Annotated in this window: 23 protein-coding genes and 1 pseudogene; 20 read left to right on the top strand and 4 right to left on the bottom strand. The window is 36.8% G+C overall.

From position 1 onward, the window contains the following. Positions 1–90 precede the first annotated feature (90 nt). Both AB7942_RS16255 and AB7942_RS16250 read left to right on the top strand, forming a co-directional pair. On the top strand, positions 91–621 hold the full coding sequence (locus AB7942_RS16255; RefSeq protein WP_369447661.1) for an RNA polymerase sigma factor: 531 nt from the start codon (positions 91–93) through the stop codon (positions 619–621). After that, on the top strand, positions 608–2197 hold the full coding sequence (locus AB7942_RS16250) for a DUF4179 domain-containing protein (RefSeq protein WP_369447660.1): 1590 nt from the start codon (positions 608–610) through the stop codon (positions 2195–2197). Before AB7942_RS16255 ends, AB7942_RS16250 begins: the two co-directional genes overlap by 14 nt. A gap of 171 nt (positions 2198–2368) precedes the next feature. Here the strand turns inward: AB7942_RS16250 and AB7942_RS16245 are convergent, their stop codons facing one another. Both AB7942_RS16245 and AB7942_RS16240 read right to left on the bottom strand, forming a co-directional pair. Then, entirely contained in the window at positions 2369–2836 is a 468-nt protein-coding gene (locus AB7942_RS16245; protein WP_088085415.1) for a phage tail protein, read from the bottom strand. Positions 2837–2908: 72 nt separating this feature from the next. Beyond that, a pseudogene (locus tag AB7942_RS16240) lies at positions 2909–3106 on the bottom strand (IS1595 family transposase); the annotation flags it as partial. 198 nt (positions 3107–3304) lie between these two features. Between AB7942_RS16240 and hprK the strand changes: the two are divergent. The 3 genes from hprK to AB7942_RS16225 all read left to right on the top strand — a co-directional run bounded on the left by hprK (position 3305) and on the right by AB7942_RS16225 (position 7081). Then, positions 3305–4240 (top strand): HPr(Ser) kinase/phosphatase, encoded by a 936-nt coding sequence (gene hprK / locus AB7942_RS16235; RefSeq protein WP_335719578.1) that lies wholly within the window; start codon positions 3305–3307, stop codon positions 4238–4240. Positions 4241–4443: 203 nt separating this feature from the next. After that, on the top strand, positions 4444–5652 hold the full coding sequence (locus AB7942_RS16230) for an ATP-binding protein (protein ID WP_369447659.1): 1209 nt from the start codon (positions 4444–4446) through the stop codon (positions 5650–5652). A gap of 430 nt (positions 5653–6082) precedes the next feature. Beyond that, positions 6083–7081 (top strand): DnaD domain protein, encoded by a 999-nt coding sequence (locus AB7942_RS16225; protein ID WP_369447658.1) that lies wholly within the window; start codon positions 6083–6085, stop codon positions 7079–7081. An 87-nt stretch (positions 7082–7168) separates the two neighbouring features. Here AB7942_RS16225 and psiE read toward each other — a convergent pair whose 3' ends face one another. Further along, positions 7169–7621 carry a phosphate-starvation-inducible protein PsiE gene (gene psiE / locus AB7942_RS16220; protein ID WP_369447657.1) on the bottom strand — a complete coding sequence of 151 codons (453 nt, stop codon included), beginning with the start codon at positions 7619–7621 and terminating at the stop codon, positions 7169–7171. Between the two features lie 210 nt (positions 7622–7831). Here psiE and AB7942_RS16215 point away from each other — a divergent pair, with 210 nt between their 5' ends. From AB7942_RS16215 to AB7942_RS16150, 14 genes are all read left to right on the top strand, one after another. Continuing rightward, entirely contained in the window at positions 7832–8002 is a 171-nt protein-coding gene (locus AB7942_RS16215) for a hypothetical protein (protein WP_369447656.1), read from the top strand. 661 nt (positions 8003–8663) lie between these two features. Next, positions 8664–9965 (top strand): pyrimidine-nucleoside phosphorylase, encoded by a 1302-nt coding sequence (locus tag AB7942_RS16210; protein ID WP_369447655.1) that lies wholly within the window; start codon positions 8664–8666, stop codon positions 9963–9965. A gap of 165 nt (positions 9966–10130) precedes the next feature. After that, complete coding sequence (locus AB7942_RS16205; protein ID WP_369447654.1) at positions 10131–11312, top strand: NupC/NupG family nucleoside CNT transporter; 1182 nt, start codon at positions 10131–10133, stop codon at positions 11310–11312. A 198-nt stretch (positions 11313–11510) separates the two neighbouring features. Next, positions 11511–12140, top strand: a complete 630-nt coding sequence (locus tag AB7942_RS16200) for an AmiS/UreI family transporter (protein WP_335713601.1) — start codon at positions 11511–11513, stop codon at positions 12138–12140. A 657-nt stretch (positions 12141–12797) separates the two neighbouring features. Next, positions 12798–13778: an ABC transporter substrate-binding protein gene (locus AB7942_RS16195; protein WP_369447653.1), complete on the top strand. Its 981-nt coding sequence runs from the start codon at positions 12798–12800 to the stop codon at positions 13776–13778. Between the two features lie 80 nt (positions 13779–13858). Then, entirely contained in the window at positions 13859–15418 is a 1560-nt protein-coding gene (locus tag AB7942_RS16190; RefSeq protein ID WP_369447652.1) for a sugar ABC transporter ATP-binding protein, read from the top strand. A 5-nt stretch (positions 15419–15423) separates the two neighbouring features. Next, positions 15424–16410: an ABC transporter permease gene (locus AB7942_RS16185; protein WP_369447651.1), complete on the top strand. Its 987-nt coding sequence runs from the start codon at positions 15424–15426 to the stop codon at positions 16408–16410. 177 nt (positions 16411–16587) lie between these two features. Beyond that, positions 16588–18066 (top strand): xylulokinase, encoded by a 1479-nt coding sequence (gene xylB / locus AB7942_RS16180; RefSeq protein WP_369447650.1) that lies wholly within the window; start codon positions 16588–16590, stop codon positions 18064–18066. A gap of 59 nt (positions 18067–18125) precedes the next feature. Then, positions 18126–19091, top strand: a complete 966-nt coding sequence (locus AB7942_RS16175) for a carbohydrate kinase family protein (protein WP_369447649.1) — start codon at positions 18126–18128, stop codon at positions 19089–19091. Positions 19092–19693: 602 nt separating this feature from the next. Further along, positions 19694–20272, top strand: coding sequence for a biotin transporter BioY (locus AB7942_RS16170; protein WP_335438338.1), 579 nt, complete (start codon positions 19694–19696; stop codon positions 20270–20272). A 48-nt stretch (positions 20273–20320) separates the two neighbouring features. Then, the gene (locus tag AB7942_RS16165) at positions 20321–21787 is read left to right on the top strand and encodes an AMP-binding protein (RefSeq protein ID WP_369447648.1); all 1467 of its coding nucleotides are present in this window, start codon (positions 20321–20323) and stop codon (positions 21785–21787) included. Further along, a complete protein-coding gene (locus tag AB7942_RS16160) occupies positions 21783–22877 on the top strand; it encodes an acetyl-CoA C-acyltransferase (protein ID WP_369447762.1) in 1095 nt (364 codons plus the stop codon). Before AB7942_RS16165 ends, AB7942_RS16160 begins: the two co-directional genes overlap by 5 nt. Further along, on the top strand, positions 22874–23017 hold the full coding sequence (locus AB7942_RS16155; protein ID WP_369447647.1) for a hotdog family protein: 144 nt from the start codon (positions 22874–22876) through the stop codon (positions 23015–23017). Before AB7942_RS16160 ends, AB7942_RS16155 begins: the two co-directional genes overlap by 4 nt. A 51-nt stretch (positions 23018–23068) precedes the next feature. Beyond that, complete coding sequence (locus tag AB7942_RS16150) at positions 23069–23950, top strand: MFS transporter (protein ID WP_483310879.1); 882 nt, start codon at positions 23069–23071, stop codon at positions 23948–23950. 61 nt (positions 23951–24011) lie between these two features. Here AB7942_RS16150 and AB7942_RS16145 read toward each other — a convergent pair whose 3' ends face one another. After that, entirely contained in the window at positions 24012–25442 is a 1431-nt protein-coding gene (locus AB7942_RS16145) for an aminotransferase-like domain-containing protein (RefSeq protein ID WP_369447646.1), read from the bottom strand. Between the two features lie 114 nt (positions 25443–25556). Between AB7942_RS16145 and AB7942_RS16140 the strand changes: the two genes are divergently transcribed. Continuing rightward, the gene (locus tag AB7942_RS16140; protein WP_369447645.1) at positions 25557–26471 is read left to right on the top strand and encodes a DMT family transporter; all 915 of its coding nucleotides are present in this window, start codon (positions 25557–25559) and stop codon (positions 26469–26471) included. The last annotated feature ends 333 nt before the right edge of the window (positions 26472–26804 follow it).

Below are 26804 nucleotides of genomic sequence, written 5' to 3'. Positions count from 1 at the left end.
AGAATAAAAAAATTTAATTGTAATGGAACTTTTAGTATCGATAAATGCTCTAATTGCTAAAGACGCGTAGGGGAAGGAGAGACTAGCATTGTGATAACATCGATTTCGGATTCTATCATTTTGAAAAGGATAAAAAGGAAAGATATGGCGGCAGTGATTGATTGGTTTGATGCAAGAAAATCAAAGTTTTATAAAATTGGCTGGGCTTATCTGAAAAGCCATCATGATGTGGAAGATGTATTTCATAATACGATTATTAAAGTCCATGAAAAAATCGGCCAATTAAAGGAAGATAGATATTTTGAATCATGGGTGACTGCCATCTTTATCAATGAGTGTCGGTCAATTTATCGCAAAAGGAAACAAAAAGAGATGACTAGTCCGTTAGATACTCTAAATAGTCATCCATTTGAAACGAAGTTGGAAGTGTTGACGGACTTAGATCAGCTTGATGAGAAATATAAGGAAATGATTATTTTAAAATACCTAAAAGGTTATTCCCAGGAAGAAATTGCAGAGATGCTCAAATTGCCCATCGGGACTGTGAAATCTAGATTGTATCGGGGACTGATGATGCTTAGAAAAATAAGCGAGGAGGGTGTAGCTAGTGACTTGTCATGAGGTTCAAGAACAAATAATCGATTATTTTGAAGGAAATCTTGATGAAACAAGCAAAAAAAGAATCGAACATCATTTACATGAATGTATGGGTTGTCAGGCGGAAATGAAGGAATTACAGCAGGTCATAGCTAGCCTTGAGTCAGAAGGTGAGAGTATTCAAGTTCCAGATGATTTTATGCGAAATGTGCGCAATAAAGTTGCTAAAAGCCAAGGCAGCAGACAGAAATCATATAAACAGCGGGCAATGATTGGGTTGGCAGCCACGCTTTTTTTAACAGTATTTGTTGGAACCGCCGTTGCCACGAATAGTTTTGTCAGTGTTATCGATTGGTGGAAGGATTTAAGCAACAAGCAAGACGAGCAAATGCAGGGTTATGTGCAGCAGGGTTTAGGTGAGAAACTAAACTTAGCCGCTGAGAGCAATGGGGTGAAGGTGACGATTACGAGTGTCGTCTCAGATGATATTCAGACGCTAATCTATTATGAAATTGACGATCGAAACAAGGAAAATAAGTATATGATCAATTACACGGATGGACTAAAAATCGCTAATCAGGATCAGGATTGGAACTTTGATGATGACCTATCACATTCACCTGTCACGAATCATCTTAGCCTCTATTCGGAAAAAGACCATGTTTTTAAAGGCCGATTAGGTGTTGCACCGATGTCCGCTGATAAGGGAACTATTCGGCTCGAGCTTAGTAAGCTTGAGAAAGTGATCAATACTCCTGGAGATTCAGACACATCTCAGAACGTAACTGGTGGGAAAAAAGAATTTTTAAAGGGTGATTGGCATTTTGATATTCCTGTAAAAAAACATCCATCCATTGTCCATAATATTCACGTGGAGTCTGAAATAGATGGAAATCCAATTATTTTTGAAAAACTGACGATTGCTCCAACCATCACGGTATTATCGTACCGTTATCTTAACGAAAATCCAAACAGAAGGATGGGTCAGGTTAAAATTTCCAGCCTCGAAAGTAAGGGGAAGTATGTTTATGATCAACTAGGATTGGGCGGATATGTGGGAACCGAAAGCTATGAATCTGGCTGGAATTCAGCGGAGGCAACATTTGAATCGCTTTATTTCGAAAAACCTACAGATGTCAAGATTCACATAGGTAGTGCTGCATTTTCTGTCGTCAAGCAGGCGAAGTTTGAGATTGATAGTTCAAAATCATTGCCACAGTCTTTCGAGTATTTAGGGAATCAAATAACGATTAAGCAAATGGAAGTCGGTAATCCGACGAAAATTGTCATGACGGAAGAGCTGGACCCGAAGAGGGCCTACGAAATGCTCGATTATCGTTTTTATGATAAAGACGGGTACGGATCAAGCGGGGCGAATGTCGATGGATATTACATCGATAAAAAGGGTGATAAATACAAACTAAATGAAACTTTTTATCGTCTAAATGAGCTTGATCATCCACGATTCTTCTCTACTGAGCATCATATCGAATTGTCACGTGAGAATAAACAAGAGAATTATGTACCAGTTGGGATAGAAATTGAAGGCTATACCGTCACTTCATTTTACGATAAAGTGGTTAAAATTTCATTGGAATAAGAGAAAAGGTGCCTGACACCCGCTGCATGAACACATTAACGCATTGGGGGTCAAGCGCCTGTTTTCTTAGTCAATATTGTTTCTCCATCCACGCATCCATATATGCCTGATTCCAGCGTAGATGACACAGACCGCAATGGCTGGATTCCTCCACTTGCGCTTTTGCTTACTTTAATATTCTCCTTTAATTACAAAAAACGAGCCCCGAATTGTTCCAGCTAGTTTAGATTTCTGCCTAGCAAACTTAAACTTCCCTTCTAACTCCTTTGGTACCTCCATCCCCTCAGAAAGCTTAAAACCAACGGCCCGCTTCGGTTTAGGGCCATCAACCGTATACATGACGTTGACCTCAAGACCATCCTCATAAAAGACGTAGGCCATTTTGATATTTTCCACTTGAAAACGCGACGTTTCTAAAGGTTTGGCCGCAAACTCAATATCACGATCTTCTTTCAAAATTCGGTTCACATAATCAAGGGTCTCCTGACTTTCGCTAGCTGGTACAACCGTAAATTCATGCTTGTATTTGTTCATAAAGTAACGGGCTTCATTAGCACGTAAGCCAGCAAGCGCTTCTACTACAGGTGAAGACTCTAAACCAACCGTAGACACATTTTTAAAATCAACGATATAGGACATTTCCAACCTTCCTTTTCTCTCTTTATTTCCGAACAACAGGAATCCACATTTCACTAAAAACTAAGCCGTTCTTCAAGTTGTTTCTTTTGACGATACAAATTTTGACTGGCGGATTTGTTGGTTTGCTAATTGGTGTTCACGTAGACTAGTATTAACAAACACCTCTTTAATATTCGACGTTGTTGCGTCAAAGCCCTTCATTTCGAGGAATTGAAACCATACCAAATAATTATCAAGATATTTTGTTGCACCACCTTTAAATCGGTCAATCATACCTCATTACTTAATAAGCTTAGAGTTATGGTTATAGTATTCTCACACGAATCATAGCATTTTCCTTAACCTATTCAGGATAAGAGATTCTTTCTGCTTCATCCAATAATGGAATCATTTCGTAAATGGATGACGATTCCACTTTTCTTAAGTATAATTTAACTATAGATAGGCTATTAGGACGGTGAGTATAAGGTGAAAAAAATAACAGTCGAAAACTTAGTTCGGAAGTTTTCATTGAAAGTAGTAGCTGGGGAAAATCAACTGCAGAAAATGATTACGCAATCACGTGTGCATCGGCCTGGCTTGGAATTTGTTGGCCATTTTGATTTTTTTCCGATGGAACGAGTTCAAATTCTAGGAAAAAAGGAAATTACCTATTTACATAAATTAAGTAAAGAGGAACGTAAAATACGAATCGGAAATATCGTACACTATCACCCGCCATGTTTTATTGTTACGGCTGGAGAAGAAGGACTTACCTATTTAACTCACCATTGTGTTGAACAGGGTATACCCTTGTTACTAACAAACAAGCCTGAGACAACTTCAGAGTTTATAACCAAATTGGATACCTATTTGGTGAAGGAATTAGCACCAGAAATGACGGTTCATGGAGTTTGTATGAATGTGTCCGGCATTGGGATCTTACTTCGCGGTAATTCAGGGGTAGGCAAAAGCGAAACAGCTCATACGTTAATTCGTCGAGGACACCGTCTGGTTGCTGATGATATTGTTGTCCTGAAGAAGCTTGGCCCGCAAACCATTCTTGGTACACATGATGAAAAAACCAAGGAATTTTTGGCGCTTCGTAGTATTGGGTTGTTGAATGTGGTTCGCTTATACGGTCGCAAAGCTTTCCAAGATGAATCACGAATTGTGCTTGATATTAATTTAACGAAATGGCAAAAAGATGACTTGAATAATGAACTGGACCAGGAACTTCAATTTATAGAATATATGGGTGTTAAGATCCCATCTATCGAAATTCAACTCCAGCCTGGACGTGATGTGGCGGGGTTAATTGAGGCTGCAGCTAATAATTGGTATTTAAGGCAGCAAGGATACAGCGCAGCAGAAGAGTTCATGAGCAGGATTGAGGCCGATATTTCGAATTCTAATATGGAATAACTATTGAAGAAGAACGCCACGGTGACGGTTCTCATGGTTTTAATGAGGTTAGTGCCGACCGCAAGAACCGTCCAACCGTCCCCATGGTCTCTACCATGGTCTTTTTTATTTATAAAAAATAATATGATAATATAAAAATAGGTACATTAGCACCATATTATTGTTTTTTAAAGTAGTATTGAAATCAAATAAAAGGAGTAGGTATGAAGGAATTTTATACTCATATAAATAAAAAAATATATTATTTTACGGTATTAATCGCAATAGCCATTATGATAATGGGTTTGTTAATGGGTAATCCACGTTTTGGTAAGTTTGATTATGGTTATTTTCTCCATGTTGGACTTGTTGTCATCCTATCCGCCTGTTTATTGCTCTATCCTAAGTATATCACTCATGTTTTTAGACTGATCATCATTACAGTAGCGTCCGTTTACTTTTATGCGCTGTTCTTTTTATATCCCGATACTTGGTCCACCTTTATTTTTCTATGTTTTATTCCAGCCATCGCGATTCTGTTTTTTGATTCAAAGCTCTTTTATTTTTCTTTACTATTAAACAGTGTGTTCATCATGTTTACATTTAGTTATATTATGCTTATTGATCAAGGATATTCCTATATCAAGCAGGATTTAATAGGAAATGTTATCAACTTTATCGGGAGTCAAGTGATTATCTATTTTATTTTTTATTTAACGCAAGGAAGAATAAAGAAACAGCAATTATACTATGAACAAATTCAGCATTCAGAGCGTTTGAAGACAACTGGACAACTAGCAGCTGCTGTTGCACATGAAATTAGAAATCCTTTGACCGTTGTAAAAGGTTTTTTACAGTTATACCAAAAAGACGCTGGATTTAGTGATGATATAAAAGGAAATTTTACTTTGATGATTGATGAATTAAATATTGCTGAACAGGTAATTACTCAATTTTTATCTATAGCGAAGCCAAATAAGGAAACAGAAGTAGAAACAGTCAATTTGAAGATTGTTCTTAAGAGTGTAACCGATCTACTTCATTCGTATGGGCTTTTACATGATAATAAGATTGAATTAATTAGGGTTGAAGATTGCTATATCGCTGCTAACAACATAGAATTTAAACAATTATTAATAAATATTATAAAAAATGCCATTGAGGCTTCAAAATTTGGTGATTCTGTTTTTGTATCAGCTAGTAAGGAGAAAGATTTCGTCGAGATTAAGGTAGTTGATTATGGACAGGGGATGTCAGAATCAGAAGTTAAGTCCCTTGGTATTCCTTTTTATTCTTTAAAAAGTAAAGGGACCGGATTAGGTATGATGGTTTGCTATAATATTGCTGCAAAATATAAAGGAACCATTGACTTCCAAAGTACTAAAGGTGAAGGAACTACCGTCACTATCCGCTTTCCATCAAAAAAATACTAAATCCAGATAGACGGTTCGGCGGTTCTTATGGTTTTTAATGAGGTTAGTGCCAACCACAAGAACCGTCACCGTGGTCCCAGTTCTTTTTATATAAACTAAGAAAGATAAACGCCTTCACACAAAAATAAGCTGAAAATACCTTAAATTGCAAAAAACGCCTTCAAAAGTCATTTTTGAAGGCGTTTTTTTGATGTTTCACTCAAAAAATGCCCCCAAAAATGAAAATTGGCGATTCGCTTTACCCAGCCAATCTCGATATCGTAGAAGTACTGAGACGTGGTCTTTTTACATAAAGCTCACGTAAAGGACAAGGTGATGAAAAGGTGTCATAAAGTATTCACATATTATTGAAAAACGTATGACCCTTTTCTTCATTTATTTACATATCAAGTATGAAGGAATTTTATTAGAAGAAAGGCAGTGGTTGAAGATGGCAAAATATCGCATGGTACGTACTGATTTTTGGAAGAATCCGATTGTTTCAGAAGAGATGTCCCCGGAGGATAAATACTTTTACCTCTATCTTCTTACGAATCCACATACAACTCAAATTGGCATCTATAAGATTACCAAAAAACAGATGGCTTTTGATTTGGGCTATTCGATTGAGAGTGTTCATTTGTTAATGGAACGATTCATTGTGCATCACAAGCTGATTCGTTACAATCCTGAAACGAGAGAACTGGCGATTAAATACTGGGGGAAGTATAACCTGCATAAAGGCGGGAAACCGGTGATGGATTGTATATATTCCGAGTTAAAGGATGTCGAGGATCGCTCACTGATTCAATATGTTTTGGATGGCATTCAAAAACAGGAAATTCGCAGCTTATTTGAATCCTTTTGTGGAAAAGAAGAGATGTTTAACTGCAATGATTTAAGTGAAGAAAATGAAAATGATACATATATCGATACTGAATGTGAAGAGTTAGACGATACGTTCATGCATAGATTCACGATACGGGGACAAAAAGAAAAAGAAAATAATAATAAAAAAGAAAATAAAAAACAACAACAAGAAGCTTTTAATCTAAAAATAGAGAAAAATCCAGACACAGAAAATAATCAAAAAGTAGTAGATGTAAAAGAAATTATTGAATTTTGGGACGACAATGGATTTGGTTTTTCGAACATGAATGGGAAAGAACAGCTGTTAACTTGGTTAGATGATTCTAGCTTTTTACAGCCGAAAGATGTGATTTTAAAAGCGATGAATATTGCGTGTGCCAATAACAAGCGAAAGCTGAGCTATGTGGTTGGGATTCTGAAAAACTGGAAAAATGAATCTTTACTAACCGTAAAAGAAATTGATTCCTATCATGAGAACCAAAAATCCGTACCCAAGCATAGGCCATCAGCCGAATCGTTTCCTGCCGGAAGAGCTATTCCGAGTGGATTTGTACTTGACCTTACGGCAGGTGAAGAGTGATGCGAATAGCTGGAATGGACCATGGGGACGGTTCCTGTGGTCAGCACTAACTCATTAAAAACCATGAGATCCGTCCCTGTGGAGGCCTCAACCATTATTTTTTTTAAAGAACCATTTACTATCAGGTCTTTCACGAGGAGTTAAATTCATAATGAAATACCCAATAATCAGGATTAAGATGACCAGTGAATAAAGCATTGTATTTACAGGCTGTTCGTGGTCAACAATAATTATTCGTACCATCGCCGTGATGCCTATATATATAAAATATCTAATAGGGAAATGGTATTCTTCTTTAAAGTATTTAACAATCATCGTAATAAACTCAAAATATAAAAAGAAGATTAGTATATTATCCAAAAAAAGTTTATAGTCATCGCTGCCACTTTCTATCAAAATATGACTGAAAATGATTAATTCCTTAACTAGTAAAATCGATAGAATAATTGCTAAAAAAATGAGAGAAATATTTAAAAATACCTGGAGAATCTTAGGTATAATGCATAAAACAAAAGTAAAATCATTTTTTACCTTTAACATGGTAACCATCCTCTCACTTTTTTTAAAATATAGATTATATTAAATAAAACATGATTATATAATATTTTCAATTTTATGAAAAATCAAGATAATTTTATGTAAAGACCAAGACCATGGGAACGGTTATACTGTTTTTTGGCTTCTACCTGTTCGCTTTTCATTCTCCGAAAGGGGAATTAATGGAATGATGTAAATTCAAGAGAAACTTAATTGATTTTGTGGAAAATTGGTTTATTTCCTGCGGAATTAATAAACAGTTCTCGACAATCTTCACACTTGTTAAGCAGGGAAGATTATTACAGGTCAGCACTTGCAGCAGTTTCAATCAAACGTTTAATTAGTATATCCTATACGGAATTTAGTCGAATTGATGTCGTTTAGTGGTAATAGTGGCTCGGCTGTTTTCCTCAAACGGTCAATGGAACGTTCTTTCATGCACCGCGAAAGCTCCCTTTTAAGTAAATGTAAAAATGGCAACAAAGTTAATTAACAAAGCTTTTAAAAAAAGAGAAGTGATCTTCCTATCTACAGCTAAAACACCCATGTCACCTCATTTCTTATCTATCTCCATCTTTCCACGATCGGATATATCGGTAGATCATCCATTTCCCGCTTTTAACTCCAATCGTTTTGCAAACCCAGTTGAATTAGTAGATGAAATGGCAAGGGTCATTTGTAAATTACCAATCTTTACAGTTTTTCTAATGTCCTTTTACAAAAGTTCAGTAAATTCTCAAATCATAGTGCACGTTTGCTGATATGAATGTGATTTAGGACGAAGATGGCGAGTGTGATAAAAAAATTAAAATTTTGTTCAAATATCACTTAACATTTGTTCATCATCTATGCTATAGTTATTTTGAAATAATAAATAGATAGATGAAAGCGTTCGCTTTGGGAAAACACTAACCTAGCTTTCAAGAAGTTATTAGTCAGATTTCTACTAGTATTTAGCAGCTGAACAGTTTGTAACTTTAATGATCTTAAACTTTCCTTAAAATATTTAAAAAAGACTTTAACCTAAATTTAGGGGGAAAACGATATGAGAATGGTTGATATTATTGAGAAAAAACGTAATGGTCTTGAATTAACAAACGGAGAAATTCAGTTTTTAATAAATGGATTTACCAACGGAAGTATTCCTGACTATCAAATGTCTGCATTTTCAATGGCGGTATTTTTCCAAGGAATGTCCATAGAAGAACGTGTCTATTTGACGGAAGCGATGGTTAACTCTGGGGATCAAATCGATTTATCCGGAATTGAAGGAATTAAAGTAGATAAGCATAGTACAGGTGGTGTTGGTGATACAACCACACTTGTGTTAGCACCATTAGTCGCCTCTGTTGGGGTACCTATTGCCAAAATGTCTGGCAGAGGTCTCGGGCACACCGGCGGCACGATTGATAAATTAGAATCAGTAAAAGGTTTTCATGTTGAAATTACCAATGACGAGTTTATTCATTTAGTGAACAAAAATAAAATTGCTGTAATCGGCCAAAGTGCCAATTTAACACCTGCAGATAAAAAGCTTTATGCCTTAAGAGATGTAACCGCTACAGTCGATTCGATTCCGCTTATTGCAAGCTCAATTATGAGTAAAAAAATTGCCGCAGGAGCAGATGCGATTGTTCTGGATGTGAAAACAGGCAGTGGGGCTTTCATGAAGAATCTCGACGATGCGAAAGAATTGGCACAGACAATGGTGGACATTGGAAATGGTGTGGGACGGAAGACAAAAGCGATCATTTCTGATATGAGCCAACCGCTCGGGTTTGCCGTAGGAAATGCTTTAGAAGTGAAAGAAGCAATTGATACCCTTCGTGGACAAGGTCCAGAGGATTTACATGAATTATGTTTAACACTTGGCAGCCATATGGTCGTCCTAGCAGAAAAAGCAGCCGATTTGCAACAAGCGCGTGAAATGTTGGAAGAGTCGATGCGAAACGGAAAAGCATTACAATTCTTTAAAACATTCCTTGCTGCACAAGGTGGAGACGCTTCTGTTGTTGATGATCCTACAAAACTTCCTACAGCTAAATATACGATCGAAGTACCAGCCCTAAAAACAGGATGTGTTGCTGAAATCACTGCTGAGATGATTGGGATTGCCGCAATGATGTTAGGAGCTGGACGCATCACTAAAGAATCAGTCATTGATTTGGCAGTAGGCGTTGTTCTCCACAAAAAAGTAGGCGATTTTGTCCAACAGGGTGACGCACTTGTGACGATCCACAGTAATCGTGAGAATGTTCAAGAAGTCATCGAGAAAATTTACGCAGCCTACAAACTAGTTGAAGAAAAAGTAGCTCAACCAACACTTATTTATACAGAAATCCATTAATCCCTTACGAGGTTGGCTTGTTGGTCAGTCTCATGCTTTTTATTCTCTTATATAAAAATCATGAATGGAGAATAATAAATTATAAATTAAAAATTAATTGATCAAGCGATCGTGGCTCGGAATCATTTACATCTAAGAATAAAATACATCATTGTGGAGGAAATCATGAAATACATCATAGCCATCATTGGATTACTTGTTGTTTTTGGACTTGCCTTTATTGCGAGTAATAATAAGAAAAATATTAAAATCAAACCGATTATCCTAATGGTCATCATTCAAGTAATATTAGCGGCATTATTATTAAATACAAAATTTGGTTTAGTCTTAGTTAAAGGATTTGCTGACGTTTTTAGTAAATTATTAGAATACGCAGCCAGCGGTATTTCCTTTGTGTTTGGCGGGCTTGCGAATAAAGGTGAAATGTCGTTCTTCCTTAATGTATTACTTCCAATCGTGTTCATTTCAGTATTAATTGGTATATTCCAGCATTTTAAAATACTCCCTATCATTATGAAAGCAATAGGGTTATTGTTAAGTAAAGTAAATGGTATGGGTAAATTAGAGTCATACAATGCCGTAGCTTCCGCGATCGTTGGTCAATCAGAGGTATTTATTACGGTTAAAAAGCAGCTCGGCCTGCTGCCTGCCCATCGCTTATATACATTATGTGCTTCCGCAATGTCAACCGTTTCGATGTCCATTGTCGGTGCGTATATGACAATGATTGAACCAAGATATGTTGTGACAGCACTTGTAATAAACCTATTTGGCGGATTTATTATTTCATCAATTATTAATCCATATACTGTGCCAGAAGACGAAGATATCCTCATCATTCAAGATGAGGAAAAGCAAAGCTTCTTTGAAATGTTAGGCGAATATATTATGGATGGATTTAAAGTAGCCGTCATTGTCGGTGCTATGTTGATTGGATTTGTTGCTTTAATGGCTGGTATCAATAATGTTTTTGATATGGTTTTCGGAATTTCATTCCAGGAAATTTTAGGATATATTTTTTCACCATTTGCCTTTATCATGGGAGTTCCATTTTCAGAAGCTGTCCAAGCTGGGGGGATTATGGCAACGAAGCTTGTCACAAATGAGTTTGTAGCGATGATGGATTTAGCAAAAATACAGGAGAGCTTTAGCCCGCGTACATTAGGAATTATTTCTGTCTTCCTTGTCTCCTTTGCAAACTTCTCCTCGATAGGAATTGTTGCAGGAGCCGTAAAAAGCTTAAATGAAAAAAAGGGAAACACTGTCGCACGATTTGGTCTAAAACTTTTATTTGGAGCAACATTAGTTAGTGTTTTATCATCCGTGATCGTAAGTATCGTTTTATAAATAAGGTTGTTTTCGTAAATATTGTGGTTTTTCGAATCAATGTCTAAACCCGTATTAATAAAGGTATCGTGGCAAAAATAAAGTTTACGAAAAGAGCAATAAATGATGTTGAAAAAGCAATTTCTTTTCTTAGTTGAGAGGGGATTGCTTTCTAAAAGGAGGGGAAGGTTGTGAAAATAGTTTTTCACAACTATTAATATGAGTTTTGTTGGTTTATTTCTCTCAGGTGCAGTATTATTTTTAAACAGTCTTATGCTATTGGGGAAAGCAGAAGCAAAAAGTGTAGGTGTTTTTAATATATTTGTTGGAATTATTCAAATAATAATCCCATCTTACTTAATGATTGTATCAGGTCAAAATAATTGGGAACTTTATAATGTTGCATCTATTTTTCTATTTGGATTAACCTATTTATATGTGGGGGTAACCGTATTGAAAGGGCTTGATGGCAGCGGTCTCGGTTGGTATAGTTTATGGGTCGCTATTATTGCAGTCGTCTATACCTTAACATCGATTATTCACTTTCACGATGTTGTCAATGCATTAACATGGGGTATGTGGGCACTATTATGGTTTCTGTTCTTTTTATCAAATGCGCTTAAAAAGAAAATAGATACGTACATTGGGATTGTTGCTTTCATACAGTCATGGGTAACGCTGACCATTCCAGCTTTGCTGTATTTCTTAGGTGTCTGGAATACACGATTTGTCTCTCAAATCTGGACCCTCGTTTTAATTCTAGCGATTGTCTATTTTGTTGTAAGTCTTTTCAAAATGAAATTTTCATTTAAAAAAGAGAAAAGTGGACAAGAAATTCAAGTGATATGATCAAAAGATATGCTTCAAAAACCTGTCTAGATTTAATCTAAACAGGTTTTTTTATGAGAACGGTGCCTGTGCGTTGCGAACCCAAAAGAAATAAACCAAACACCCTTTCTGGTAGGAGAGGGTGTTTTTGGTTTATCGTTGCCTGTCAAATCCTTCGACAAAAACGATAAAACTTTCTAGGGCGTGACAGGAACTGAATCTATTTTTTATTTTTGTTGCATTTTACCAATATAATAAATAAGCATAAAAAGTAGGTTCCTTTCTTTATAGAAAAGATTGTCAAACATCATTGAAATATATGCCACGATGTGTGAGAACTTCTATTTGAATAGTTCATATTTAGCTATATTAATATATTTTTGTCTAAATATGGAATTGTTGACAATTAAAAACAGCCATAATATAATCTGAATTAACTTAAAACAGTCAAAAACAATCACAAATGACCAATAACGTTCAAAAAAGCTCCAAAAATAATCATTGAAACAATTTTACTTTCAAAGAGATGAAAACGGTAACAGAGGGGTTTATACCTATAAATCTATTTGTACAACCTAAAAACTATTTTTAAGGAGGTGATGTAATTAAAACTGAAAGCGATAACAAATTTAACTTTTTTAAGTAATCTTTAAGTTTATAAAAACTAGGGGGATCATAATGAGAAAAAATGTAAAAATGCTATTAATACTAGTTTTAATGTTTGTAATGGTTGTGATGACTGCGTGTACTAGTGCTAGTGAATCATCAAGTGAATCTACGAAAGATAACAAAGAGCAAAAAGGTGACAAAAAGTTAACAATAGGACTAACTGTGGGTACTTTGGCCAACCCTTTCTTTGTTGCTATGTCAAAAGGGGTTGAAGAAGCAGGGAAAGAATTAAGTGCAGAGGTTTTTGTTGAAAGTGCAGAATATGATCTCGCAAAGCAAACTTCTCAAATTGAAAACTTCATTACAAAAAAAGTAGATGTTATTTTATTAAATGCTGTTGATACAAAAGGAATTGCAGCAGCTGTTCAACAGGCAAAAGACGCTGGTATTCCTGTAATCGCTGTAGATACGAATGCTGAAGGTGGTGTTGATGCTACTGTTACATCGGATAACTATCAAGCTGGTAAACTAGCTGGAGAATATGTCATTGAACAATTAGGTGGAAAAGGAAACATTGCTATCATTGATGGACCTCCTGTTTCAGCAGTAACAGACCGTATTAAAGGGTTTGAGGAAGCTATTAAAGATTCTAAAATTAAAATAGTAGCGAAGCAAAATGGCGAAGGAAATCGTGAAAAGGCATTAACCGTTATGGAAAGTATTTTACAAGCTAATCCATCAGGCTCTATTGACGCCGTATTTGCCATCAATGACCCTGAAGCAATCGGTGTTGAAATTGCTCAAGAGCAAGCTGATCGTAAAGATGAATTTTTCATTGTAGGCGTAGATGGTGCTCCTGAAGTGACAGAAGCGATGGCCAAAAAGGGAAGTACTATTAAGGCAACTTCCGCGCAATCACCAAGTGAAATGGTGAAAAAGGCTGTTGAAATTGGAATGAAAGTGAAAAATGGCGAAGACGTAGAAGACCTTATTAAAGTTCCAGTTAAACTTGTTACTCAAGATAAATTAGATTCTTACCAAGGGTGGTAAGCCTCCTCCATAAAAAGGGCTGATAAGGAAAGAACCTTATTCAGCCTTTTTCAAATTAAAAAAAGGGGTGAGATAATAATATGGCAGTTACAGAACGGGTAGTGAAGGTTCAACATGGTCATAAAAATCCAGTGTTGAATATGGAAGGGATTAGTAAAACATTCTCAAGTGTAACCGTATTAAACAATGTGAAAATTGAACTTTATCCAGGTGAAGTACATGCATTAATGGGTGAGAATGGAGCCGGAAAGTCAACTTTTATGAAAATATTAGCAGGGATCTATACACCTGATAATAATGGTGGAAAGATCTATTTTAAAGGTCAGCCAACTTTGTGGAAGGATCCTGTTGATGCAAGGAACAAAGGAATAAATGTTATTCATCAGGAATTAAGCCTTTCTCCCAATTTGTCGATTAGTGAAAATATCTTAATGGGTTCAACCTTTCCGAGAAATCGGTTAGGGATGGTTAAGTGGGGTGAGGTGCATAAAAGCGCACAAAAGGTGTTGGATTCAATGGGTTCTAATCTTGACCCACGCCAATTGGTTTCAACCCTAAGCGTTGCTCAACAACAAATGGTGGAGATCGCCCGAGCATTATCCTTTAAGGCAGAGGTTCTTATCATGGATGAACCAACAGCCTCTTTAACAGATAAAGAAATTATGAAACTATTTGATATTATTGAGGATTTAAAAAAACAGGGTGTTGCCATCGTTTATATTTCTCATAGAATGGAAGAAATATTTACGATTGCTAATAGATTTACTGTCTTGCGTGACGGTGAGTGGATTGCAAGTGGCCCCATTGAAGAGACAAACCCTGATCACCTTGTGAAGCTAATGGTAGGTCGTGATTTAAAAGATTTGTTTAATCGAGATAAGTCTTCTGATCCTAAAAAACTTTCAAAAAGCAGTTCCCCTGTTCTAGAACTGAGAAATGTTTCAGATAACACCATTGTTAAAAACGTTTCGTTTAAAATTTATCCAGGTGAAATTATTGGTTTAGCAGGGCTTGTAGGTGCGGGGAGAACAGAGTTAGTTAGGGCTCTATTTGGTGCATCTGAGTTGAAAAGTGGCGAAATATTTGTAGACGGAAAGTCTGTTAAAATACAATCCCCTATAGATGCAATGGCTAATGGGATTGCTCATGTACCTGAAAGCAGGAAAGAGCAAGGTTTATTTTTATCTATGTCCGTAAAAGAGAATATTTTAATGGCAGAGTTGAAAAAGCATACGAAGGCTGGAATTGTTAGTTGGAAAGAAGTGAATGCTACCGCTGATCGTTATATAAAAGAACTAAACATAAAAATTGCCTCACCGGAACAGCAGGTATCGAACTTAAGTGGTGGTAATCAACAAAAAGTTGTGATCGCTAGATGGCTGTCCATCGCACCTAAAGTATTACTGCTTGATGAACCCACGAGAGGTGTGGATATTGGGGCAAAGACTGAAATACATAAAATTGTTTCAAAGCTTGCCGAAAATGGCTTGGCAGTTTTAATGATTTCATCTGAGCTTCCGGAAGTATTAGGTGTTAGTGATCGAATCCTCGTCATGTGCGAAGGAAGATTAACAGGAGAACTTTCGAGAGAAGAAGCCACACAGGAAAAAATTATGTACTTAGCTACTAGGGGGGAGTAAAGAAAATGAGTGGAAATACTCAAACAATATCACAAAGAGAAAGCCTTCATGTTGGGAAGGTCCTTCACGGATTATGGAATCGATTGGGTATGATCATGATTTTAATCTTATTATGTGTTGTCCTTTCTTTTACCGCGCCTAATTTCTTAGAAACGGCCAATATGTTAAATGTATTAAAGCAGGTTTCCATCATTGCTGTGCTAGCTGCTGGAATGACAATTGTGATATTAACTGGTGGAATTGATTTGTCGGTCGGTTCAACAGTTGCTTTATCCGGTGTTATTTCAGTTATGGTCTCTTCAGCAGGAGTTAACCCCGTCATTGCCATGATATCAGGTGTGGCTGTAGGGTATGCAGTAGGACTAATAAATGGATTTTTCACTGCTAAAACCAAATTACCAGCATTTATTGTTACATTAGGTAGTTTCACCTATGTTCGAGGTCTTGCTTATGTCATTAGTGGTGGTTATCCGATTGTTTTACAAAATGAAACGTTCAAATTCATTGGTGGCGGAGCTATTTTCGGAATACCAACTCCTATCTATATCATGATTTTTGTTTATATCGTTATGTTTTATGTTTTAAAGTATACCATGTTTGGCCGCCATATTTATGCCATTGGTGGAAATGAAGAAGCAGCACGATTAACAGGGATTAAGGTTGAGAAGTCATTAATTAATGTTTATTCCATCAGTGGATTATTAGCAGGTTTAGGTGGGGTCGTTTTAGCTGGCAGGTTGTATTCTGGTCAACCAACTGCAGGACAAATGTATGAGTTAGATGCAATTGCCGCGGTTATTTTGGGTGGAACTAGTCTAACAGGTGGTAAAGGAAAGATACAAGCAACAATCATTGGGGTATTAATTATGGGCGTTATTAGTAATGGCTTAACTCTAATGGACGTTAACTATTATTGGCAGCTTGTAGTCAAAGGTGGAGTAATTGTTGCCGCGGTATTATTAGATCGCTTACGTGGAAATAGTGCAGCTTAATGGAATTCAACGGATGTATTTAACAATGTAGAGAATAAGAGTAATAAAGGTAATAAAAGATAAAATATCTTTCCAATAAGTGGATTTTTTCATTGGAAGTAAGACATTTTAAAGGCTGTCGAATGATCGACAGCCTTCATTCTTCATGCAATTTTGCGATCAAAAAGGGGGTATTTAATGAAGTACTTGCTTGGAATAGACCTTGGAACATCTAGTGTGAAGACATGCCTGATTGACTATACTGGAACAGAGTGTTTTTCAGATAGTGAAGTATATAGCATAAATACTCCTGCAAGAAATTGGGCAGAACAAGATCCTGAAGAATGGTGGAGAGCTACAAAGAAGACCATACAGCATTGTTTACAAAAAGTGGGGGGATATGAGGTTGAAATTACTGGAATTAGTTTTTCTGGACAAATGCATGGTTTAGTAATACTTGATAAAGACAAACAAGTAATAAGACCAGCGATCATTTGGTGCGACCAAAGAAGTCAGCAGCAAATCCACTCCATATATAATAAAATACAAAAGGAAAAAGTAGGAAGGCAAACACTGAATGCACTTTCTCCTGGTTTTTTACTGCCTTCTTTAATGTGGATAAAAGACCATGAACCTTTTAATTATGAAAAAATAGATAAAGTGGTTTTACCTAAAGATTATATACGTTACAGAATAACTGGAGAGATTGGTACAGATTCAACAGATGCTTGTGGAACATTAATATTTAATATAGAAAGAAGAGAATGGGCTGAAGATCTAATTAAAAAGTTAGGGATAAATAGGGATATTTTTCCACTATGCAGTGAGCCATACGAGATCGCTGGTTACGTAACACGAATTGCAGCCAATGAAACTGGATTGAAATTAGCAACCCCTGTCGTATATGGTGGAGGGGATCAGCCGATGCAGGCTGTTGGGAATGGCATCCTTTCTTCGGGGACAGTTTCCTGTACGATTGGAACAGGAGGACAGTTGTTTTCACCTGTAAATCAACCAGTTCATGACAGACTATATCGTACAAATACATTCTGTCATGTGAAAAACTGGTACATATTAGGTGCTAATTTAAGTGCAGGACTATCATTAAAATGGTTAATGGAAAATATTTTATATATCGCAGACTTTACAAAGTTAAACAAAGAAACTAGTAAGATTCCATCAGGTAGTGAAAAGTTACTCTTCCTACCATATTTAAATGGAGACAGAACACCCCATATGGATGCTAATGCTAAAGGGATGTTTTTTGGACTTCAATTAAAGCACAATCGTTACCACATGTTGAGAGCGGTGATGGAAGGTGTTGCTTTTTCATTGCGTGATTCATTAGAGATTTTTAATGAACTACAAATACCTGTTGAGCAGGTTATCGCTTCAGGTGGATTTATCCAAAGTGATTTATGGATGCAAATTGTAGCAGACGTTTTTCAAAAAAGTATATGTACTACCTTGACGAAGGAACATGCCTGTAAAGGAGCAGCAATTATGGCAGCTGTAGGTACAAAAGTCTTCAATTCAATGGAAGAAGCAGTAAGTGAAATGGTAAAAAAGGGTGATAGGCTAGTAGAGCCAAATGAAAAGAATGGATATGTATATAATGAGCAATATGAGCTATTTAAATCTCTCTATATACAAAATAGGGAACTGTTTATGATATAGATCTAGATACTTTGTATTCTAAATTAATAGAAGCGATAAGAATGGAGAGTGGAAAATAAATGAATAAAATATCCCGCTCAGTTATGTGCGTTGGGGAGCTGTTAATCGATTTTTTCTGTACAGATATTGATGTTAATTTAAAAGAAGGTGATTATTTCCTAAAGAAGGCTGGAGGTGCCCCGGCAAATGTAGCAGCTACCATTTCAAAGCTAGGTGGGGTGGCGAGTCTTATTGGGAAAGTAGGAAATGACCCATTTGGATCATTCTTGATAGAAACTTTAAACGAGGTGGGTGTAGATACATCGATGGTTGTTACCGATGATTTAGCACCAACAACCTTAGCATTTGTTTCTCTCCAAGCAGACGGTGAAAGGGATTTTGTATTCAATAGAGGAGCAGATCAACATCTAACAGACGAAAACTTAAATTTAGATAGACTAAGTAGAGCAAAAATAATACACTTTGGATCCGCAACAGCTTTACTTGATAACCCATTTAAAACAACCTATTTTAATGCAATGGAGTTTGCGCAAAATAGTGGAATATTCCTATCATTTGACCCTAATTTCCGTAAGGATTTATGGAAAAATAGAATAGAAGAATTTATTAGTTTAGCTAGAAAAGGTATATCCATGGCTGATTTTGTAAAAGTCAGTGAAGAGGAGCTTGAACTTATCACAGGAAAAATGGATAAGTATGAAGGAATAGAGAAGCTCCATCATTTGGGAGCGAAAATTGTGGCTGTGACTCTTGGAAGTGAAGGAACTCTTCTTTCAAATGGAAATGATGTGGGTGTAATAAACAGTATAGAAATAAATTCAATTGACTCTACAGGTGCTGGTGATGCATTTGTCGGTGCTGCTTTATATCAGTTTGCAAACTTGGAGTCCATTAATACAATTCTTAATGATTTTAGTAAACTGAAAGAGATCATTCTATTTGCAAATAAAGTAGGGGCACTTGTATGTACAAGGGTAGGAGCGATATCTTCCTTACCAAACGAAGAGGATATATTAAAAATTTAGTCATTTTTACTCATGCAGTAAGTTTAAAGAGTCTGATTACAAGAATAAGATAGAAGTCATTCTTAAAGCAGTGACATTTATATTCAGCAAAGAAAGGAATCGTGGCATGATATGCCGTGGTTCCTTTTCAAATGAAGGCTTCTAACAATCCTTCCTTTTGAAGCTGTTTCTTAAAAGTAAACTATTTAGGATACTTTTTTAAGGCGAACAGTGCCTGGGCACTTACATTGGTTTATGACTAAAAGACGTCCTTAAGAGTATCAGCAACTTGCTTCGGGGCGTGCTGACAAAGGATTACTCGTTTTAATACATCGTATTCACTCATGCAAAAAGTCTGATTGTTTGTCTTAGGGCTTTCTGCCATTTTTTGCACTCGTGTCTTCTCTATTTAATGTTAGGTTTTCCTAAACAAGCGTTATTATTTACAGTCAGACATTGGGAAATCTCATTGCACCAAGGATCATATCAATAACAAATCCATACTATTTTGAATAATAATGTTTTAAATGTTAACCGGATTTAAAACTAGGTTGACATTTAATTTGAGATTCATTATTATCATAGTTGTAAATAGTACATATTGATTATTAGGAGAGATAATAATGAAAATTAAAGAAATTACCTTTGTAGCAGTGTTTGCCGCTGTCATGGGTGCTCTTGGAGTAGTTCCGCCTATTATGCTTTCTTTTACACCAGTTCCCATTACATTACAAACTCTAGGTGTTCTTCTTGCGGGAGGGGTATTGGGAGCAAGATTAGGGGCGATGAGCCAAACGATCTTTTTATTACTTCTCGCTGCTGGAATGCCTCTTCTATCTGGAGGAAGAGGTGGACTAAGTGTATTTGTCGGACCAAGTGTTGGTTATATAATTTCATGGCCTATTACGGCTTTCTGTATTGGTTATCTACTATCACGTTTTCAAACTTTAAAAATACAACATATTTTATTTATTAATCTGACAGTTGGAATTCTATTAATCTATTTAATTGGAATTCCTGTCCAAGCATTTATGATGGACATTCCTCTATTAAAAGCTGTTCAGTTAAGTTTAATTTATATCCCAGGGGATGTCCTAAAAGCCATACTAGCTTCTATTTTAGTTTACAGACTAAGAAAACATCCAGTTTTTTCACGCGCATTAGCAACAAGTTATTCCAATTATTTATCTAAAAATATCTAAATCTTAAGAGGCACCAGAATGTGTCTCTTTTTATAGAGGAGATATATCATGGGAAATATTACAGAATCATATAAGACTTTCGCAAAATTATCCCCAAACAAAATCGCAATCCATACGAATCATCAACAAATCAGTTATCAAGAATGGTATGAATTAATCAATCAAACAGCGAACTGGCTTCATTCTCTTCATTCAGAAAATAAAACAATAGGAATCCTTTTGCCGAACGGTATCCCTTTCCTACAGCTCTTTGCAGGAGCCTCCAAGGCGGGTTGGATTGCTATTCCATATGATTTGAAATGGAAGATAACCGAATTGGAAAAAAGGGTGATACTTTCACATCCTTCTATCATTGTCACAACTAGAGAAATTTACTCTCGAATCGAACAAAGTATTCCTAATGTAACGATTTTGGATGATAGTTTACAGGAAATCTCTCAGTTCGATCCTACAACTGTATTGAAAACGGAAGGAAATCTGCCTTTTTACATTGGATTTACATCTGGTACGACCGGAAAACCAAAAGCATTTGTTCGCTCCCAAGATTCGTGGATGGCTAGCTTTGATTGCAATCGTTTTGATTTCGGGTTAGATGAATCCGATCAAGTTCTTATTTCTGGTGCCTTAACCCATTCTCATTTTCTGTACGGAGCCATTAGCATTTTGTATTTAGGTGGAACCGTCTTTCTTTTAGAAAAGTTCTCTCCTATTGAAGGACTATCATGGATACATTCCTTTCCAATTACAACGATATATGTAGTTCCGACAATGGTAGAAGCATTCTTGAAAGAAGGAATTCAAGTCGATAAGTCAATAAAAATTATTTCATCTGGTGCAAAATGGTCGGATAGATCGAAATTAGAAATCCGTAATATGATTCCTAACATGACTATGTACGAGTTTTATGGGGCTAGTGAATTGAGTTTCATTACTGTACTTCCCGATAGAGAAGGTATTCAGAAGGCTACAACAGTCGGAAAGCCTTGTTATGGTGTAGAGGTACAAATACGGCGTCCAGATCAGGAATTAGCAAAGCCAACTGAGACGGGAAAAATATATGTAAGAAGTAAATTGATGATAAATGGGTACTTGGATCATGATGGAAGGACAATTCATTCTATTCAAGATGAAGATGGCTGGGCCACAGTCCATGATATGGGCTATTTTGACGAAGATGGCTTTTTATATATTGTAGGTCGTGAACAAAATATGATTTTATATGGAGGAATAAATATTTTTCCTGAGGAAATAGAAAAAGTTATTTCCTTACATCCAGATGTCGAAGAAGTTGCTGTAATAGGCCTATCAGATTCGTATTGGGGCCAGGTTGTTGCTGCGGTAGTGAAAGGAAAGAGTAGCCAATTAGAGTTAAAAAGATTTTGTAAGACTCATTTATCTTCTTATAAAATTCCACGTAAGTGGTTTTTTCTATCTGAAATGCCATATACAACGAGTGGCAAGATAGCTCGTGCTGAGCTAATAAAACGAATGGAAAAAAAGGTGGTCAATGATTAAAAGAGCGGTAATTGTCCAAGCGAAACGAACACCCATTGGAAAAATGGGTGGAATCTTACGAGATATTCAGCCACATGAGCTTGCAGCTCCTATCCTCCAACATTTAGCGAATGGATTGGAAGAAAAAATAGAAGACATCATTTTGGGAAATGTAGTTGGACCAGGTGGAAATGTAGCTCGAGTTGCTGCATTAGAAGCAGGACTTCCTCTTTCTGTACCGGGAATCACAATTGACCGTCAATGTAGTGCAGGGTTAGAAGCGATTCGAATGGCATGTTACTTTGTCCAAGGCGGAGCTGGCTGTTGTTATATAGCTGGTGGTGTAGAAAGTACGAGTACCTCTCCGTTTCCATCTAGAGCAAGATTTTCTCCGGAAAAAATTGGCGATCCAGATATGGGTGTTGCAGCAGAATATGTGGCTGAAAAATATGCTATTTCAAAGGAAATGCAGGATGAATATGCACTTTTAAGTTATAAACGTAGCTGGGAAGCTTACGAAAAGGGATATTTTAATCAAGAGATCATTCAAATTGGAGATTTCCACCAAGATGAAGAATTTTTTAGGAAAAGAAAGATGGAAGTACTTTTAAATAGGATGAAGCCAATATTTAAAAAGAACGGTACGGTTACTGCAGCGAACAGTTGTGGGATACATGACGGGGCTTCAGCAGTACTTGTCATGGAAGAAAACATGGCATTAAATAATGGATTCCAGCCTATTTTACGATTTTTGGATAGTGAAGTCTCAGGTGTACTTCCGAATTATCCAGGAGAAGCCCCTATTCCGGCTATTCAAGCCTTAATAAAAAGAAACCAGTTAACCATTGAGGATATTGACCTAATTGAAATAAACGAAGCTTTCTCCTCTAAGATTGTTGCCTGTACAAAAGAACTTTCTATTTCTTATGACAAGTTAAATGTGGGCGGAGGTGCTTTAACGCTAGGACATCCTTATGGAGCTTCGGGAAGTATCATGATCACGAGGCTTTTCTACGAAGTACAAAGACGAAAGGATATTAAATATGTACTGGCCGCGATTGGGAGTGGTGGAGGAGTCGGAGTAGCAGTCCTATTCGAGGTGGTAACATGAAAACTAAGGAACATGAGATTATTTTTAATAAAGAAGATGTGCAACAAATTGTCCAATTGATTGGTGATCGAAATCCTATCTATCAGAGTTCGGAGAGGGCAAAAGACTATGGTTTCGAAACGATTCCTTTTTGGGATTAAGTACTAGCAGTTTTGCCCTTTCACAAGTAATCGGAGCCTTGACTGGGGGATATGTTTCCACTTATTTTCATTGGACAACTCTATTTTAGTTCCATTAATAACCCTTTTCTTCCTTTTATTTCGAAATATCTACCAAAAGAAGAAAGGAAAGGCGGTAATGTTGATGTAATTGGCTTATTTCTAGTAGGAGCAATTGCGGCCTCCCTATTGTTATATATTACGGATTTTAACTATATTTATCTTCTCGTGTTTATTGTCGTAATTGCCTTATTCTTAGTTTATATTAGCAAGGATTCCAAAGCTTTCATTGGCATTTCATTTTTCCAAAATAAGCGTTTCATCGCTTTGTTAGCAATCGCTTTTGTTATTTACTCAGTGCAATTAGCGTATATTTTCTTGTTTCCGTTTCTCCTTGAAAAGCTTTATGATTTGAAGCTTGATACCATTTCGTTATTGCTAATCCCGGCTTATGTCTTAGCAGCCACTGTTGGGGCACTTTCTGGAAAAATTGCAAGAGTATTAGGAACCAGACAATGTATCGCTATTACAATGGTTGGTATTACAACCAGTCTATTGGTAGGCGGATTTTTTGTACAAAGTTCTGTGATTGTGTTCGTATTTTCCATGATTTTATTCTCTAGTTCGTTTGCGTTTATGTATGCCCCGATGATTGATTCATGCGTTAGCACTATTGCGAAAGAAAACTCGGGAACAGCGGTCGGATTTTATAATTTGATTCTTAATTTAGCTGCTTCCATTGGAATAGCCTATACAGCAGCAATGATGGATAACTCATCAATGAAAGGAAATATCTTAGAATATCTAAATAATCCGGACGCTTCCTTATATAGTAATATTTTATTGGTTCTTTCACTCATTACTGTTTTCAGCTTAATCTTGTATTGGGCGTTAGTAGGACGATTTTCAAAATAAATATTAAAGACGTGATCACCCTGCTGTACGGGAATTCCACGGGGACAGTTCTCGTGGCTTCTTAATTAGGGTAGTGTAGATCACCAGAGCGGTCCCCATGGTTTCCATCTACTAAATTGATAAATTTCCTTATTCCTTTACGGATTTGTTCTTCATTAGCATAGGAATAGCTTAAGCGCACCCATGAGGATGGCCGATTTAATGGATCACAAACACGACCAGGAACAATGGAGATTGATTGTTGAAGGCATTTAACTAATAATTCATCTGTCGATTGGTGGTTGGGAAGCCGTACCCATAAGTTCAAGCCACCATCTGGGCTGGTCCAGTGCCAATCTGTTACCGCTAGTTCTTCCTCCATGATTTCCTTTCTTATTTGTAAGGCAATTCGTAGTTTTTCAACGTGTTGTTGCAGTCTGGGTGATGAAAAGTAATGAAGGAAAATCTTTTGATTCAGGAGTGGAGATCCGTTATCAGCTAGTGATTTCACCCCTAGGAGTGGTTTCATAATGGATGATTGTGCATTTACTACCGCAATTCGTAGTCCAGGTGAGATATATTTGCAAAAGCTCCTTACATAAATCACGATTCCAGATGTGTCATAGGTGTAAAAGGGAGGAGGCGGCTCTTGGTCAAAATAGATGTCGTGATAGGCGTTATCTTCGATTAAGAGACAGCGATATTGCTCAGCTAATTGGACTAATTGCTTTCTTTGTGCGGCTGGGACCGTGTATCCAGTTGGATTATGGAAGGTTGGATTCATATAAAAGAGTCGTGGCTTGTATTTTTTCATCATAAATTCAACATGCTCTAAATCGTATCCGTCAGGTTGGATGTCCACGGTTACAATATTTGCTCCTTGTGCTCTAAAAGTATCAATTGCGGCACTATAGCTTGGCTGTTCCATTAAAATGGTGTCTCTTGATTTAACAAAAGCTTGAGCAATGAGGTAAATCGCTTGCTGAGAACCAGTCGTGATTAACAGGTTATCCGCTGTAGTAATCGTTTTATACTGGTCAATAAAATATTCGCACAGTGCTTCCCGCAGCTCCTTGTCTCCTTGAACGGTTGAGTAGGTTGCCAGCACTTTGGGATAGAGATCAAACACTTTTTTTACGTAATCGGATAAAAAGAGATTAGGCAAGAGGCTGGGGTCAATTAACGCCTGTGAAAAATTATAGGAAACCGGGACTTGATGAATCTCGGATAAGTGATTTTTTTGTGCGTATGCTGAAATAAGAGGATTATCTAGATTTTCAAATTTCGCTCTTCCACTTAATTGAACATAATATCCTGATTTATCTTTGACATATACTTTATTTTGTTGTTTAAGCAACTGATAGGCTTTTAAAACCGTTAATCGATGAACATTCATTTCTTCAGCTAATTTTCTTACAGAGGGAAGCTTATCCTCTTCCTGCCACTCATTGCGTTCAATCCGGTGTAAAACATAATCATAAACTTGTTTAAATAGATAATCATCATTGGTCATGTCCTTCCCCCATTTCTCCTTGATTGTACCACGATTCCTTATTGAACTGTTCTATTGATGATAATCTGTTCTATCCCCAACCTCCTATAATGGATAAAAAAGGAGGAATTGTTAATGGTGATGATTGGTTATTTGTTCATGTGTTTGATTTTTGGTACGACCTTTTTAGCAATAAAAATAGGGATAGATGCAGGTATTCCACCCTTTTTCTCTGCTGGACTTCGGTTTTTGATTGCAGGTTTTATTCTTTTTGGGTTCATGGTCTTGCGAAGAAAAACCACGATAGGTTTGTTATTTCGTAAGGAAATGCTGATTACAGGGATCGGTTTAACCTTTGGGACGTTTGCAACTTTATATTGGGCAGAACAATATGTGACGTCTGGTGCAGCCGCTGTGCTATCGGCTACCGGTCCGATGATAATTTTATTGATCCAAACGACCATATTGAAGAAGAAAGTGAATCAAATTTCTTTTATTGGATGCCTTGTAGGTGTTGTGGGAGTTGCTCTTCTCATTTTGCCAAGCTTTACTCTTCAGGGGGAACGGTACTGGTTAATGGGGTGTCTCTTGATTGTCATTGGCGAGGTATTTTATGCTTCTGGGGCCATTTATTCAAAACATGTGATGGAAAAATTTGAATCAGATTCCCCCATTGCATTAAATGCAGCCCAAATGATGCATGGGGGAATCTTACTCATTCTTTTGTCTCTTTTTACAGAGGATATACAGTTTACTAGCTTGACTAGTACAGCATCCATAGGCTCGTTTCTTTATTTAATAGTTTTTGGCTCAATGATAGGTCATACTCTTTTTTACTGGCTAGTCTCGAGGACCAATCCTGTTTTTCCGTCTACCTGGCTTTTTATTTCTCCTCTCATTGCGATGGTACTAGGTGTTTTGTTTTATCGGGAATATCTTTCTTGGGAATCAGGTATAGGTGCTTTAACGGTTATTTTAGGGACGATTCTGGTGCAGAGTGGCAATCGCCAAAGAAGGGTGCCTGTCACCACCCGAAGTATGACGAAATGACCATAGACCGGATTGTACTTGAATCCGGTCTTTTCTTAATATAGTCGTACCGTATCCCGGCCATTCCGAATAGAGGCCAAACTGGGTGAGTTGATTGAGTACATCCATCATATTCCGAATAAGCCCGGGGTTGTTTTGATAAGGTAGGTTCAAGGTTTAGCCGTATGTGTTTTTGTATAGGTTCATAATCTATAAAAATCGTAGTTAAAGGAATAATGGAAGATATTGTAGAATATTTACTTTGATTGGAACTTTTTAACTACTTGATAGAGGTGGATTTTTGATGCAGCAGAAATGCATTAAATCTATGCAAAAAAAGACGACGGAGGGATT

The organism is Neobacillus sp. BF23-41, assembly GCF_041106275.1.
Note: the sequence above shows the minus strand (reverse complement) of the source record. Positions and strands in the feature narration are given on the sequence as shown.

Coding starts and splice junctions, on each gene's coding strand:
- AB7942_RS16245 (WP_088085415.1), bottom strand. CDS start 2,836: ATGTCCTATATCGTTGATTTTAAAAATGTGTCTACGGTTGGTTTAGAG.
- AB7942_RS16230 (WP_369447659.1), top strand. CDS start 4,444: ATGAAGGAATTTTATACTCATATAAATAAAAAAATATATTATTTTACG.
- AB7942_RS16225 (WP_369447658.1), top strand. CDS start 6,083: ATGGCAAAATATCGCATGGTACGTACTGATTTTTGGAAGAATCCGATT.
- psiE (WP_369447657.1), bottom strand. CDS start 7,621: ATGTTAAAGGTAAAAAATGATTTTACTTTTGTTTTATGCATTATACCT.
- AB7942_RS16210 (WP_369447655.1), top strand. CDS start 8,664: ATGAGAATGGTTGATATTATTGAGAAAAAACGTAATGGTCTTGAATTA.
- AB7942_RS16205 (WP_369447654.1), top strand. CDS start 10,131: ATGAAATACATCATAGCCATCATTGGATTACTTGTTGTTTTTGGACTT.
- AB7942_RS16200 (WP_335713601.1), top strand. CDS start 11,511: ATGAGTTTTGTTGGTTTATTTCTCTCAGGTGCAGTATTATTTTTAAAC.
- AB7942_RS16195 (WP_369447653.1), top strand. CDS start 12,798: ATGAGAAAAAATGTAAAAATGCTATTAATACTAGTTTTAATGTTTGTA.
- AB7942_RS16190 (WP_369447652.1), top strand. CDS start 13,859: ATGGCAGTTACAGAACGGGTAGTGAAGGTTCAACATGGTCATAAAAAT.
- AB7942_RS16185 (WP_369447651.1), top strand. CDS start 15,424: ATGAGTGGAAATACTCAAACAATATCACAAAGAGAAAGCCTTCATGTT.
- xylB (WP_369447650.1), top strand. CDS start 16,588: ATGAAGTACTTGCTTGGAATAGACCTTGGAACATCTAGTGTGAAGACA.
- AB7942_RS16175 (WP_369447649.1), top strand. CDS start 18,126: ATGAATAAAATATCCCGCTCAGTTATGTGCGTTGGGGAGCTGTTAATC.
- AB7942_RS16170 (WP_335438338.1), top strand. CDS start 19,694: ATGAAAATTAAAGAAATTACCTTTGTAGCAGTGTTTGCCGCTGTCATG.
- AB7942_RS16165 (WP_369447648.1), top strand. CDS start 20,321: ATGGGAAATATTACAGAATCATATAAGACTTTCGCAAAATTATCCCCA.
- AB7942_RS16155 (WP_369447647.1), top strand. CDS start 22,874: ATGAAAACTAAGGAACATGAGATTATTTTTAATAAAGAAGATGTGCAA.
- AB7942_RS16150 (WP_483310879.1), top strand. CDS start 23,069: ATGTTTCCACTTATTTTCATTGGACAACTCTATTTTAGTTCCATTAAT.
- AB7942_RS16145 (WP_369447646.1), bottom strand. CDS start 25,442: ATGACCAATGATGATTATCTATTTAAACAAGTTTATGATTATGTTTTA.
- AB7942_RS16140 (WP_369447645.1), top strand. CDS start 25,557: ATGGTGATGATTGGTTATTTGTTCATGTGTTTGATTTTTGGTACGACC.